Source organism: Natronocalculus amylovorans (genome assembly GCF_023638035.1).
In the GTDB taxonomy this organism is placed as follows: Archaea; Halobacteriota; Halobacteria; order Halobacteriales; family Haloferacaceae; genus Natronocalculus; species Natronocalculus amylovorans.
This window is the reverse complement of sequence record NZ_JAKRVX010000003.1, coordinates 38,112-51,084: the sequence shown is the minus strand read 5'-3', so window position 1 is coordinate 51,084 and position 12,973 is coordinate 38,112. Positions and strand designations below refer to the sequence as shown.

Sequence of the window (12,973 nt, the reverse complement as noted above, 5' to 3'; positions counted from 1 at the left end):
GGGACTACTCTTCGAGAACTTCAGTGATCTCTGCAGATTGCTCTTTAATGTCTTCTGTAATCATCTCTCGTGGGATCACGTCAAGACACGCTACAGAGTCGTTTTCGTCAAGATCCATTACAATAACGCCCATGGTGTTTCTCCCAACTGTTGAAATACCCTCAACAGGTGTGCGCATAATCTGTCCACCGTTGCTCATGGCAACAAGGTGATCTCCTTTACCAACGGTTTCGATCGCACAGACATCACCGTTTCGAGCGTTGGTTTTGATGTCGATGAGCCCTTTTCCGTTTCTGGATTGCACACGATACTCATCGATATTGGATCGTTTCCCATAGCCGTTTTCGGTCACAGTAAGCACCCAACTGTGCCGATCGGTATCGACGGCTGCAACACCAGCAACCGTATCACCACCGGTGAGTGTAATTCCTCGGACACCGCGAGCACTGCGACCCATTGCACGAACTTCGTTTTCGTCAAACCGAATGGACATTCCACCGGCAGTACCGATTACGAGTGTTCGACCACCATCTGTTACTTCAACGTCAACCAGTTCATCCCCGTCTTCAAGCCTGAGCGCCCGGATACCTGTTGAGAGAATATTTTGGAACTCGGAAACGCTTGTTCGCTTGATGTAGCCATCGCGGGTTACCATTGTGAGGAACCGATCGCCTTCGATCGCTTCGTCTTCGACCTCTTCACAGTTGACAACGGCTGCAAGCTCTTCTCCATCGTCAAGGTCGAGCAGGTTTACTGCGGATTTCCCCCGAGCCGTACGGGACATTTCCGGTATCTGGAATGCCCGCAGTTTGTATATTTGACCCTTATTGGTGAAACAGAGCAGATAGTCGTGGCTATTCGCTACAAACACTGATGAGACGCTATCTTCCTCTTTGAGGTCTGTCCCAATGATTCCCTTCCCACCACGATTTTGGGCCTTGAATGTGGCGAGCGGCATCCGCTTGATGTAATCGTCTTCGGAGAGGACAACGACAACGTCCTGTTCTGGAATCAGATCTGCATGTGCAACGGTTCCCGTGTCCGCGATAAATGAGGTTCTCCGTTCGTCTGCATACTCGTCTTTGATCTCTCGAAGTTCATCCTTGATGACACCCAACAGCTCTGATTCGTTTCCGAGAATCTCGTTGAGCCGTTCGATCGTCGCCTGTACTTCTTCGTACTCGTCTTCGATTTCTTGGGTTTCCATCGACGTCAACGACCCAAGTTGCATCGAAACGATGTGATTTACTTGTGGCTCCGAAAACTCGAACGCAACTTGCAGTTCTTCTTTTGCATGGTCACGGTCGTCAGCCTCTTGAATCAATTCGACAACCGCATCAACGTTGTCCAGTGCGATGAGTCGCCCTTCAAGGATATGGGCGCGGTCTTCAGCCTCCTCCAGATCGAACTCCGAGCGGCGGCGAACAACTTCTTTTCGGTGAGAAACGTAGTGCTCAAGCGTCTCTTTCAGTGTCAAAACCTGTGGGGTCCCATCAACCAATGAGAGGTTAATCACACCGAACGTCCGCTCAAGGTGGCTCTCTAAGAGCTGATTTTTAACAACCTCTGCCATCGCACCCTGCTTGAGTTCGATAACGACACGAATACCGTCGCGATCGGATTCATCACGGAGGTCACGAATACCCTCAATCGCACCCGAGTTGACATCGTCTGCGATTCGTTTGACCATCCGTGCTTTGTTCGACTGGAACGGAAGTTCCGTGATGATGATTTGGCCTTCCGCTTCGTCAACCTCGAACTCCGCACGGACGCGGACGCGGCCACGGCCAGTCTTATATGCTTGATGGACACCGCTTCGGCCAACGATATTTGCACCTGTTGGGAAGTCAGGGCCTTTGACATGGCCCATCAGATCCTCGATCGTACACTCAGGGTTGTCGATTAGGTGAATCGATGCATCAATTACCTCACCAAGATTGTGTGGCGGAATGTTTGTCGACATTCCAACCGCAATCCCCGAAGAGCCATTAACTAAGAGATTTGGAAACGCTGATGGAAGGACTGACGGCTCTTCGAGACGATCGTCGTAGTTGGCCTGGAAATCAACCGTCTCTTTCTCAATATCGTTGAGCAGTTCCTCTGCAATCGAGGCCATCCGTGCCTCCGTATATCGCATTGCTGCTGGTGGGTCACCGTCGACCGAACCAAAGTTTCCTTGGCCATCGACAAGTGGATTACGCATCGAGAAGTCTTGGGCCATCCGAGCGAGCGAATCGTAGATCGCACTGTCACCGTGTGGGTGGTAATCACCCATTGTCTCCCCGACGATCGAGGATGATTTTCGGTGGCTCGATCGGGAGGTGACACCGGCTTCGTGCATCGCATAGAGGATGCGACGGTGAACCGGTTTCAGTCCATCTCGAACGTCAGGGAGTGCCCGACCTGCAATGACACTCATCGCGTAGTCGATGTAGGACTGCTCCATTTCGTCCTCAATTCGCGCGGTTTCAACCCGTGCGGCCAATGCGGTATCGTCTGCTGGATCTGGTATCTCTGAACTCATCCGTAGATTAGATTAAATATCCACCCACTCAGCATTGCGAGCGTGGTCTTTGATAAACTGTTTTCGCGGCTCTACAGCATCGCCCATCAGCACCGAAAACATCCGATCAGCTGCGGCAGCGTCCTCGATTGTGATGCGTTTGAGAATCCGATTCTCCGGGTCCATCGTGGTCTCCCATAGCTGATCAGGATTCATTTCACCCAGTCCCTTGAACCGCTGGACCTGGGTTGGATTGCCATTGCATTTTTCCTCAACAATCCGATCGCGATCCGCTTCAGTCATTGCATCGTACGTTTCACCGCGGTATCGAACTCTGTACAGCGGTGGTTGTGCTGCATAGACGTAGCCTGCCTCGACGAGCGGTTTCATGTGTCGGTAGAGAAGCGTCAAAAGCAGCGTTCTGATATGCGCCCCGTCGACATCCGCATCTGTCATGATGATTATGTTCTGATACCGAGCCTCTTCAATATCAAACTCTTCGCCAATGCCCGCACCGATCGCTGTGATCAGTGCACGAACCTCGTTATTCTCCAAGATACGGTCAAGGCGGTGGCGTTCAACGTTGAGAATTTTTCCACGGAGTGGGAGAATTGCTTGGTATTTCCGATCACGACCCTGTTTGGCGCTTCCCCCTGCGCTATCTCCTTCCACCACGAATAGCTCAGATTTAGCCGGATCGCGTGACTGACAATCTGCAAGTTTCCCAGGGAGCGATGTGGACTCAAGCGCGGACTTTCGACGTGTTAGCTCCTCCGCTTTTTTCGCGGCCTTTCGTGCGCGTGCAGCTTCTGCTGCTTTCCGGACGATCGTCCTCGCAACCTGTGGGTTCTCTTCAAAATACGTCGAGAGGTTTCGGTGCGTTGCGCTTTCAACAATCCCTCGAACTTCGCTATTTCCAAGCTTCGTCTTTGTCTGTCCCTCAAACTGTGGATCTGGATGTTTGATCGAAATAACCGCCGTAAGCCCCTCTCGGACATCTTCACCCCGGAGGTTGTCGTCCAGATCGTCGATTAAGCCGTGTTCATTTGCATAATCGTTTACAACCCGCGTGAGAGCTGTTTTGAACCCAGTGAGGTGTGTCCCACCCTCTCGAGTGTTAATATTATTCGCAAATGCATGCACAGAGCCTTGGAGCTCTTCAGTTGCTTGGAGTGCGACTTCAACCGAGATATTCTGATCTTCGTCCGAAAAATAGACCGTATCATCGTGAAGAGTGGTTCGTGTCTCGTTGAGATACGCAACAAACTCACGGATGCCCCCTTCATACTCGAATACGTCCTCTTCACCGGAACGCTCGTCGGTGAGGACGATTCGTACCCCTGAGTTGAGGAATGCCAACTCGCGGAGGCGGTTTGCAAGTGTCGAGTAATTGAATGCTGTTGCCTCAAAAATCTCATCGTCCGGCCAGAATCGTTGATACGTACCCGTTGACTCCGCAGGTTCCATGTCACGAACACGTTCCATATCGCCAATCGGTTCGCCGTGTTCGAACTGGTGTTTGAATACACCACCATCACGAGTCACCTCAATCTCAAACCGTTTTGAGAGCGCGTTAACGACACTCACACCAACACCGTGAAGCCCACCTGAAACTTGGTAGGATTTGTTGTCGAATTTTCCTCCGGCGTGGAGGACAGTCATGATCACTTCAAGTGCGGGCCGCTCATACTTTTCGTGTGTATCAACCGGAATACCACGCCCGTCGTCCGAAACGGAGACAGACCCATCCTCGTGGACTGTCACTTGAATGTCATCGCAATACCCAGCCAACGCCTCGTCGATAGAATTATCAACAACCTCATAGACGAGATGATGGAGGCCACGTGTATCCGTGGAACCGATGTACATTGCCGGACGTTTTTGGACGGCTTTCAGGCCTTCAAGCACCTGAATCTGCCCGGCACCATACTCGTTTTCTCCTGACATAGTAACGTAGAGTTTACTAGTGGGTGCCACTGCATAAAGCCTCGCACGCGCGGGCGCAGTGTCAAATAAGATGTTTGTGAATAGTTGGATTAATTTATGATTATCGATGGTTCCGTTTACGAAACGGAAACTCGTAATGACTGCGGACCATACACTAACATACTTCCGCTTGGTTTGGTCGGTTTCTCAACAAGCGTGATCGTCTCAAACCGATCGAGCAGCGTTTTAATTGCCACTTTTGCTTCAAGCCGTGCAAGGTGCGCGCCAAGACAGAAGTGTGTTCCATGACCAAATGCAACATGTGGATTTGGCTGCCGACCAATGATGAACTCATCTGGACGATCGAACACGGTTGGGTCATGATTTGCAGCGCCAAACCAGACACCGATCCGATCGCCTGCGGAGATTGATTTGCCATCGAGTTCGGTATCTTTCACTGCAACTCGAGTGTGTGTTTGGACAGGCGATCGGTATCGGAGCACCTCCTCAAGTGCAACATCGATCATTTCGGGGTTCTCTCTGAGTGTGTCAAAGGAATCTTCCTCAGCAAGTGTCCACACGGCATTCGTGATGAGGTTAGTTGTAGTGATGTTCCCTGCAATGAGGAGGATGATGAAGAATCCAAGCATCTCCTCGCGGTCGAGTCCCTCCGTTGCAATGACTTTCGAGAGCAGGTCATCTTTCGGATTCTCACGACGCTTTGCAACGAGATCATCAAAATAGGCTGTAATTCCATCTCGGAACTGCTGCATCATCTCATCTTCCGGGCCTTTGTTCCCAGATGCGGAGACGGCAAACGTGGACCACTCACGGAAGAGTTCGCGATCGTCTGCAGGCACTCCGATCATCTCTGCAATCACCAACACTGGGAGTGGATATGAGAGGGCAGTCACAAGATCGAACTCACCTCCCGCGGCTGTTGCTTCAGTGAGGAGTCGATCGGCTGTCGTCTCAATTTCAGGTGTGAGCGATCGAACGGCTCCTGGTTTGAAAAAGTCATCAACCACTGAGCGAAGCTCATCGTGTCGTGGCGGGTCTTGATACAGCATCGATTTCCCAGTGATCATTCCGCCTTCCGGTTCAACAAATTCAGGATCAGCATCAAATCTGACTGAGAACCGATCGTGATCGTTTGCGACCTCTTTGACCAGTTCGTAGCCATAGATATCCCAACACCCTCTATTTTGATCCCATCGAAGCGAACCGTTCGCATGCAGTTCCTCGTAAACCTGTTGTGGGTGAAGCTGTTCGGTTGGTTTGGATAGTTCGGGTGGATAATCGCCGAGAGGACCAACACTCATACTAGTGAATTACGTACAAGCGGTATCAACGTTGGTATCTATCAACTCTCACGTACATCGCAGCCAAAACACAATACCAGAGATCTAGTCGATGCTACCTGATCGGACGGCGGTCGCCAACGAAAGTAGCAGGTACAGAACCCCAACTACGCGACAAAGAGGATAGACCCACGGTTTCCAGATAACCGCATCACCATTCTCATATACGGACTCCGTTGCATACTGAATGAACTGCTGTGGGAAGACCAGCGCAAGGATCCCTACTACACCCAAGAGCTTTTTAAATGCGGTATATGTTTGCGGCGATTGCCACACCATATATAAATAACAGATACCTTCCACTCGTGCGGCAGGAACAACCCACGATTTTAATTGACACTGCTCTGGATTTTCAGCAACAACTGATTCTGCGCTCGAAATTAACCGCTCGGGGGCGAGAATTTCTGTTATACCAACGAGTGTCAGAATTCGACGAAACATACCGCTAGTTCCACAGTGGGATCAAAAAGAATAGTCACAAGGTAGTCATCAGATTATTTTGCTCGCCAACGTCTCCAAAACAGAGTCAAACCCGCAAAGAGAACATCTCTATTGCTCACGTTGTGTGCAGAAAAACGGGCTGGGCGCGATTTGAACACGCGACCGACGGATTAAGAGTCCGTCGCTCTCCCTGACTGAGCTACCAGCCCTCGTACACTGATATTCAGGGGGTACTAAAAGACGTTTCCTTCTTGTCCGATCGATCGGTTGTGTATTCTGTGAAATCAATCATTAATTATTGACATTCAGAGAGACAAACAAATGTCGTTAAGTGGTGTGCGACCTGAATATCGGCACTAATGAGCGCTGGGGCTATTGGTTCTTCACGATCATCGTATGCCATCCTTGGATGCGGAAGTGTTGGGCATGCGGTCGCCGAAGAACTGACCGAGGAGGGCAACGATGTCCTCATCTTGGACAAAGATGAGAGCCGTGTTGAAGCACTCCGTGATCAAGACCTCGATGCACGTGTACAGGATATCAGCGACCCGTCCGTGTATGACGTGATTGTCGATCGAGATATTATTTTAATTCTTGCATCGGAGGTCGAGGCGAACAAAGCAGCCGTCTCTGCGATCCGTGACCGGGGAGGGGACCAGTATATCGTTGTTCGCGCATCCGACCCAGTCAGTGAGGATGAACTCAGAACACTCGGTGCGGACGTGGTTATTAACCCATCAACGGTTATCTCTGACTCTGCACTCCGAAGCATTGAGTCGGGAGAATTACAATATAAGGCTCGACAGTTGGCGGACATACTTGAGTCCGCAGACGGGAAACTTGCAATACTCACACACGATAGTCCAGATCCCGACTCAATCGCCAGTGCGGTTGCACTGCAGGCGATCGCCGCAGAGCTTGATGTTGAGGCAGATATCTTCTATGATGGAGATATTGGTCACCAAGAGAATCGTGCGTTTGTAAACCTGCTTGGAATCGAACTTCGTGCTCGATCCTCAGTTGATGATCTATCAGAGTATGACGTAGTCGCACTCGTCGATAATATGAAAGCGGGAGACGTAGATCTCAGCGTCGATATCGATATCTTCATTGATCACTATGAGCCGGATGACGAGATCGATTCGGCATTTGTCGATGTACGGACAAATCTCTCTTCGACATCAACAATTCTCACAAAGTATCTCCAAGAGTTCGATCTGAGCCCAAGCGAAGCCGTCGCAACAGCACTTCTGTATGGGATTCGGGCTGAGACACTGGATTTCAAACGAGATACTACGCCTGCAGACCTCACTGCAGCAGCGTACTTACATCCTTTTGCAAACCACGACACGCTCGAGCAGGTTGAATCGCCGTCTATGTCGCCGGAGACGCTTGATGTGCTTGCAGAGGCGATTCAAAAGCGCGAAGTTCAAGGAAGCCATCTCTTTTCGACAGCAGGATTCATCCGCGATCGGGATGCGCTTAGCCAAGCAGCCCAGCATCTGCTTAATCTTGAAGGGATCACGACGACAGCAGTGTTCGGTATTGCAGATGATACCATCTATGTTGCGGCTCGATCGAAAGACATCCGAATCAATATCGGAAACATTCTCCAAGACGCGTTTGAAGGGATTGGAGAAGCCGCCGGCCATTCAACGCAAGGAAGTGTCGAGATCCCGCTTGGAATCTTTACTGGTATTGAAACAAGCGAGGATAACAGAGACACACTTCTTTCATTAACGGAGGAAGCAGTTCGTCGAAAACTCTTTGATGCGATGGGTGTTGAGGGTGTCGGTGAGGGCAGCAACGGATCCTAACACACTGTCGCCCACCACACCATTATCAAGAATAAAAACAACTCCGTTTCAGCTCAGACAACGACTTCTTCGCTCTCTTCTGGTTGTTTGAGCCGCTCAATTATGTCGTTAATAAGTACAACATCTCCAACCGCTCGCACCCAGCGATACGGAACAATAACACCGGTTCCTAGCTGGACAGTCTCTGAAAAGAGCTCTCTATTGAGTTGTCCAAGTGCGAGTCCAGTGACGGCTTGTTGGTCAAGATTGAGTCGAACGTCCTCTATCTCACCGACAAAAACGCCGTTATTCGAATATACTTCTCGGCCGACAAGCGTGGTAATTTCTTCTGGGCTCTTGCTCATACACAGTTCGTTGAAGCCTCAAGTAATAAGACTTCGTGGTCGACAGACACACGTCTGACGGAGCTAACACTCCTTCAGTGGTGGCTCTTAATTGGCTCTGCGCTTTCGAGATACTTTCTTAGTTTATTAGAGACCCTTGTGACTGCATCCGGATCTTCGTTCAAAATGAGCGCACTCGCACCGTTTGTCTCGACAATAAGTAGTCCACCGATCGTCCGGGAGTCATTTTCAATGATGAGCGGAACGTACTGTTGTGACAGTTCTGTTTGTCGAATTGTCACATACTCGGACTCAGTAAGGGTTGTCAGTTTTGATTTGTCGGTCGAGAGCAACCGTTGAAGAACTGGTTGAGTAATTACAAGATCGGCTCTGAGTTGTTCACTTTGAGCAGCGTCAACAATTGAATCAAGTATTTGTGGAAATACGGCTGGAAGCACGAGATGGACCCAACGAGCAGACTCACATAGTTCACACAGTTTTGCGATCGGTTGGTGAGGCTCATGAATCGTTGCAGAGATGACGTCCGCATCAACTAGCAACGCAGAGTCGATTTCGGTTTCTGGTGGGAGCGGTCTAAGTGCGGAGCAGGAAGCAGAGATAGCTGATAGCTGTTCTTCGAACGTTTCGTACGCATCCAAAGCTAGTTCTCCGGCAAGTGTGCGGCGGAAAACATTGTCAGTGCGTTCGATAAGTTCCGCACTTTCCAGTTCGCGTACGGCACGGTCAACGGTGGAGCGTGAGACGTTCAACTGCGAAACGATGTCACGTTTATCCATTCCGGGCGAATCAATTGTGCGCAACACGTCTCCCCGCCGGACAATAAGTGATAATAGATCTCTAGGGCCCGTGTCTGTCATCCCTTAATTAGTTGTGTCATCATATTTATAATACTTCTGCTGCCCGCAAGAGTATATAAAGAATCAAAAACTATATAAATTAGTATGTATTGATGGTCCAGATGTCAACGGGTGAATTAAATACGCTGCGGGCACCCATTGTATACGCCGGGGTGCCTCTGACAATCCGGCAACTGTAGCCGAGCGTTCTGCCCGGGCGCTCGCTACAGTATACCCAATGACCTTGCCCGGATCGTTGGGTTCGCTCGGCCGACTTTGCCCGGGTCGGCTGGGTACACGGCTGTCTGGCTACTATTTTGGCCGGACAGCTGTTCTCAATACTTCTGAGCGATAGTGCTCCTTAGAGTGTCTCGGGTGGTTCTGCAGCATTCGTCGCAAGCTGGTCGAATTGCGTTCTTGCATCCGTACGGAGCTGATAAATCTCGTGGACATCATCCGGATCGCGGCCACGGTTGCTTGCAGTACCGACTACAGAGGCAATCCGATCGTAGTTGCGCCGAACCAGCGAGCCTACAAGAGAGGGGGTCCCCGCTCTCTCAGCAAGCTCTTTTGCAGCCGATCGACCGGCATAGACACGGTTTCTGGATCGATCGACAAGTACCATCGCAAACGGTGGCTCATCAAATTGGGCTGTAAGGAATGATTGCGCAGCGTCATCGTACCACGATATCGAACCGATATTGTCCAGTCGTTTCAGCGCTCGTGCCGCGATCGAACAGTATGGACACTCACCATCGTAGATTAGTATCGAATCGTACGCAACCATATGTATAATTGGGGTGCTGGAAACAAAACTGCACTGACGGAAGACGGCTAAATTACGGTCGTAATCAAAAGCTTTGACACGAATGCGCTATACCTACTGTTTATGCAATTCGATCGTGCAAGTGGTGTTTTTCTCCATATTTCGTCACTCCCGAGCCAGTATGGGATTGGTGACCTCGGAGACGGCGCTCGCTTGTTTCTTGATTTCCTTGCGTCAGCAGAGCAACAGTACTGGCAATTCTGTCCGCTGGGCCCCACGTCCGCAGGACTTGGAAATTCACCATACCAGTCATACTCCGCATTTGCAGGCAACCCGCTGTTTATTGATCTTGAACAGCTGAAAGCCGATGGATGGCTCAGCGAGAGTGATTGTGAGCCAATTCCACCGTTTGACGACCACGCAGTTGCGTATGACGCGGTCACCGAGTACAAGGAGCCGCTTCTTCGAACCGCGGTTGCGGAGTTCGAGGAGACTGCGACTGCGGATGAACAGCGTGCTGTTGATGCGTTTGTTGCCGAACACAGTTGGGTCACTGAGTACGCGACGTACATGGCACTCAAAAACCGATTCGACGAACAGCCGTGGCCATCATGGCCGGATCAGTTCCGGAATCGTGAGCCAGCGGCAATCGAAACCTTCCAAACCGAGGCGAAAGAGACGATCCGGTACCACATTGTCACACAGTATTGGTTCGATACCCAGTGGCAATCACTGAGAGACGCCGCTGCAGACCGGGGCATCTCACTCGTTGGTGATCTCCCGATCTATGTCGGGCTTGATAGCGCCGATGTGTGGGCAAATCCAGACGCCTTCCAACTTAATGACGAAAACGAGCCAACCGCTGTTGCGGGCGTCCCACCGAACCCCGGCGATGATGGACAGCGGTGGGGAAATCCGCTGTATGATTGGGACGCGCTCCGTGAAGACGGCTATGGCTGGTGGATCGATCGGCTTGAGCGGTTGTTCTCACTTGTCGATGTCACTCGATTAGACCATTTCCAAGGCTTCCTCCAATACTGGGCAATCCCTGCTGATGCGGATTCCCCTGCCGCAGGTGCATGGCGGGATGGACCTCAGGATGCATTTTTTGAGTCGATCGATGAAGAACTTGGTTCGGTACCATTCATTGCAGAGGATCTCGGATTCCCGGATGAGGAGCTATATGCTTTGATGGACCGTTTTAATCTGCCAGGAATGAGAGTTCCGATCTATTCGGATTGGTGTCAAGAAGGCTCGACACACCAACCGATTGAGTATCCACACAACGTTGTCGGCTACACATCAACGCATGATACGGACACGTTCGTTGGCTATTACGACGATCTTGATGACAGACAGCGTGGCTGTCTTCACTACAATCTGGGTGTTGATGGCTCCGAAATTAGCTGGTCAATTATCAAGGCGGTATGGGAGTCAGATGCGGTGCTCGCATTTACACCGATGTGGGATCTGCTCGGATTGGATTCACATGCGCGCTACAACACACCAGGAACGCTTGACGGGAACTGGCAGTGGCGGTGTACTGCGGAAGGCTTCGCTGAAGAGATTGCAGCACGGCTTGCAGACCTCACCGATCGATATAACCGCTAACGGCTTCCGGGAAGCGAACAGCCTTTGATACTGGCGTCTTTTTCGTAGCTATGTCAGACACAGTTTCTGTTGACGCCGATCGGCTCCGAGCAGATATTGAGACCAATTCGGAATTTGGTGCAGTAGATGTTGCGGAAGGAATCGGCCGAACCGTTCTCGCAGGGACAACCGCAAACAAGCGCGCACGTGATTACTTTGTCTCACAGCTCCGAGAAGCAGGGCTCTCTGTCTCAATTGACGCGGTTGGAAACATTACTGGCCGATTTGAACCTGCAACTGCCGATCCAGATGCAGCACCGGTTGCCGCTGGTAGCCACCTTGACTCCGTTCCACACGGTGGTATTTTTGATGGGCCGCTTGGCGTGTATGCCGCAGTTGAAGCAGTGAGAGCAATTCAAGAGTCGGATATTGAGATAACACGACCGATCGATGTGGTCTGCTTCACCGAAGAAGAAGGCCAGCGGTTCAGTGATGGACTCCTTGGATCCTCTGTCGCAGTCGGCGATCGATCCGTTGACGAAGCGTTGTCGCTCACCAGTGACTCCGGGGTAACGCTCCAAGAGGCACTCACAGAGATTGGATATCACGGAGACGGGCTTATCGATCCACATTCATGGGATAGCTGGTTTGAACTTCACATTGAGCAGGATACAGTCCTTGAGCGAAAACGGATTCCAGTCGGTGTTGTAACCACAATCACAGGGATTACACACTGTCATGTGACGATCGATGGCGAGGCGAACCATGCAGGTGCAACACCAATGACAGAGCGGACAGATGCGCTCACAGCCGCTGCAGAGGTCATTCTTGACGTTGAGGAATGCGCGAATACGATCGTCGAAGAGAGCAGTGAATCCGCAGTTGGGACCGTCGGTTCGCTCTCTGTTGAGCCAAACGCGACAAACGTAGTCCCAGGGCGTGTCACACTGGGTGTTGATATCCGCGATGTCGCGTATGAGTCGATGCAGACGCTTGTGACTGCGACCGAAGATGCGCTCACCGCGATCGAAAATACCCGTGGAGTACAGACGGCGATCGATCGGCCATTTGATCTTGAGCCAACACCGATGAGCGATCGGCTCAGACAGTACGTCCACGATGCTGGGTCAACTGCAGGGATTGCGACACATGATATGCACTCGGGCGCGGCACACGATACAATGTATATTGCGGACGTGACAGATGCAGTATTGCTCTTTGCGCCATCAAAGAATGGGATCTCGCACAATCCACGAGAGTGGACTGATTGGGAGGACTGTGCAGAGGCAACCAGGGTCCTCGCGGGCGCAATTGCGCGCGCTGCCCAAGAGTAGCCAAGAGAGGGTGTAAGCGCGGTTTTGAATGACGGTTTCGAAACCCCAATACACA

General features: G+C 51.1%; 10 protein-coding genes and 1 tRNA gene. 3 read left to right on the top strand and 8 right to left on the bottom strand.

Annotation, left to right across the window (positions count from 1 at the left end; translation table 11 throughout):
* Nucleotides 1-4: 4 nt before the first annotated feature.
* The 5 genes from gyrA to AArcSt2_RS08290 form a co-directional block, all read right to left on the bottom strand.
* Entirely contained in the window at nucleotides 5-2,524 is a 2,520-nt protein-coding gene (gene gyrA, locus AArcSt2_RS08310; protein WP_250583868.1) for a DNA gyrase subunit A, read from the bottom strand.
* A 12-nt stretch (nucleotides 2,525-2,536) separates the two neighbouring features.
* Complete coding sequence (gene gyrB, locus AArcSt2_RS08305) at nucleotides 2,537-4,450, bottom strand: DNA topoisomerase (ATP-hydrolyzing) subunit B (RefSeq protein WP_174653906.1); 1,914 nt, start codon at nucleotides 4,448-4,450, stop codon at nucleotides 2,537-2,539.
* Nucleotides 4,451-4,566: 116 nt separating this feature from the next.
* On the bottom strand, nucleotides 4,567-5,751 hold the full coding sequence (locus AArcSt2_RS08300) for a cytochrome P450 (protein ID WP_250583866.1): 1,185 nt from the start codon (nucleotides 5,749-5,751) through the stop codon (nucleotides 4,567-4,569).
* Nucleotides 5,752-5,835: 84 nt separating this feature from the next.
* On the bottom strand, nucleotides 5,836-6,231 hold the full coding sequence (locus AArcSt2_RS08295) for a hypothetical protein (RefSeq protein ID WP_250583864.1): 396 nt from the start codon (nucleotides 6,229-6,231) through the stop codon (nucleotides 5,836-5,838).
* A gap of 135 nt (nucleotides 6,232-6,366) precedes the next feature.
* A tRNA-Lys gene (locus AArcSt2_RS08290) sits at nucleotides 6,367-6,440 on the bottom strand.
* Between the two features lie 150 nt (nucleotides 6,441-6,590).
* Here AArcSt2_RS08290 and AArcSt2_RS08285 point away from each other — a divergent pair.
* Nucleotides 6,591-8,048, top strand: coding sequence for a DHH family phosphoesterase (locus tag AArcSt2_RS08285; protein ID WP_250583862.1), 1,458 nt, complete (start codon nucleotides 6,591-6,593; stop codon nucleotides 8,046-8,048).
* Between the two features lie 53 nt (nucleotides 8,049-8,101).
* Here AArcSt2_RS08285 and AArcSt2_RS08280 read toward each other — a convergent pair whose 3' ends face one another.
* The 3 genes from AArcSt2_RS08280 to AArcSt2_RS08270 form a co-directional block, all read right to left on the bottom strand.
* Nucleotides 8,102-8,392 carry a PRC-barrel domain-containing protein gene (locus AArcSt2_RS08280; protein ID WP_174653910.1) on the bottom strand — a complete coding sequence of 97 codons (291 nt, stop codon included), beginning with the start codon at nucleotides 8,390-8,392 and terminating at the stop codon, nucleotides 8,102-8,104.
* Nucleotides 8,393-8,466: 74 nt separating this feature from the next.
* Nucleotides 8,467-9,249 carry a helix-turn-helix transcriptional regulator gene (locus tag AArcSt2_RS08275; protein WP_250583860.1) on the bottom strand — a complete coding sequence of 261 codons (783 nt, stop codon included), beginning with the start codon at nucleotides 9,247-9,249 and terminating at the stop codon, nucleotides 8,467-8,469.
* A 340-nt stretch (nucleotides 9,250-9,589) separates the two neighbouring features.
* A complete protein-coding gene (locus AArcSt2_RS08270; protein ID WP_174653912.1) occupies nucleotides 9,590-10,015 on the bottom strand; it encodes a DCC1-like thiol-disulfide oxidoreductase family protein in 426 nt (141 codons plus the stop codon).
* A gap of 102 nt (nucleotides 10,016-10,117) precedes the next feature.
* Here AArcSt2_RS08270 and malQ point away from each other — a divergent pair, with 102 nt between their 5' ends.
* The gene (gene malQ / locus AArcSt2_RS08265; protein WP_250583858.1) at nucleotides 10,118-11,605 is read left to right on the top strand and encodes a 4-alpha-glucanotransferase; all 1,488 of its coding nucleotides are present in this window, start codon (nucleotides 10,118-10,120) and stop codon (nucleotides 11,603-11,605) included.
* Nucleotides 11,606-11,655: 50 nt separating this feature from the next.
* Nucleotides 11,656-12,918, top strand: a complete 1,263-nt coding sequence (locus AArcSt2_RS08260; RefSeq protein WP_250583856.1) for a Zn-dependent hydrolase — start codon at nucleotides 11,656-11,658, stop codon at nucleotides 12,916-12,918.
* The last annotated feature ends 55 nt before the right edge of the window (nucleotides 12,919-12,973 follow it).

What these genes read in the sequence shown, in the direction of transcription:
- gyrA (WP_250583868.1), bottom strand. Translation starts at nt 2,524, where the DNA reads ATGAGTTCAGAGATACCAGATCCAGCAGACGATACCGCATTGGCCGCA.
- gyrB (WP_174653906.1), bottom strand. Translation starts at nt 4,450, where the DNA reads ATGTCAGGAGAAAACGAGTATGGTGCCGGGCAGATTCAGGTGCTTGAA.
- AArcSt2_RS08300 (WP_250583866.1), bottom strand. Translation starts at nt 5,751, where the DNA reads ATGAGTGTTGGTCCTCTCGGCGATTATCCACCCGAACTATCCAAACCA.
- AArcSt2_RS08295 (WP_250583864.1), bottom strand. Translation starts at nt 6,231, where the DNA reads ATGTTTCGTCGAATTCTGACACTCGTTGGTATAACAGAAATTCTCGCC.
- AArcSt2_RS08285 (WP_250583862.1), top strand. Translation starts at nt 6,591, where the DNA reads ATGAGCGCTGGGGCTATTGGTTCTTCACGATCATCGTATGCCATCCTT.
- AArcSt2_RS08280 (WP_174653910.1), bottom strand. Translation starts at nt 8,392, where the DNA reads ATGAGCAAGAGCCCAGAAGAAATTACCACGCTTGTCGGCCGAGAAGTA.
- AArcSt2_RS08275 (WP_250583860.1), bottom strand. Translation starts at nt 9,249, where the DNA reads ATGACAGACACGGGCCCTAGAGATCTATTATCACTTATTGTCCGGCGG.
- AArcSt2_RS08270 (WP_174653912.1), bottom strand. Translation starts at nt 10,015, where the DNA reads ATGGTTGCGTACGATTCGATACTAATCTACGATGGTGAGTGTCCATAC.
- malQ (WP_250583858.1), top strand. Translation starts at nt 10,118, where the DNA reads ATGCAATTCGATCGTGCAAGTGGTGTTTTTCTCCATATTTCGTCACTC.
- AArcSt2_RS08260 (WP_250583856.1), top strand. Translation starts at nt 11,656, where the DNA reads ATGTCAGACACAGTTTCTGTTGACGCCGATCGGCTCCGAGCAGATATT.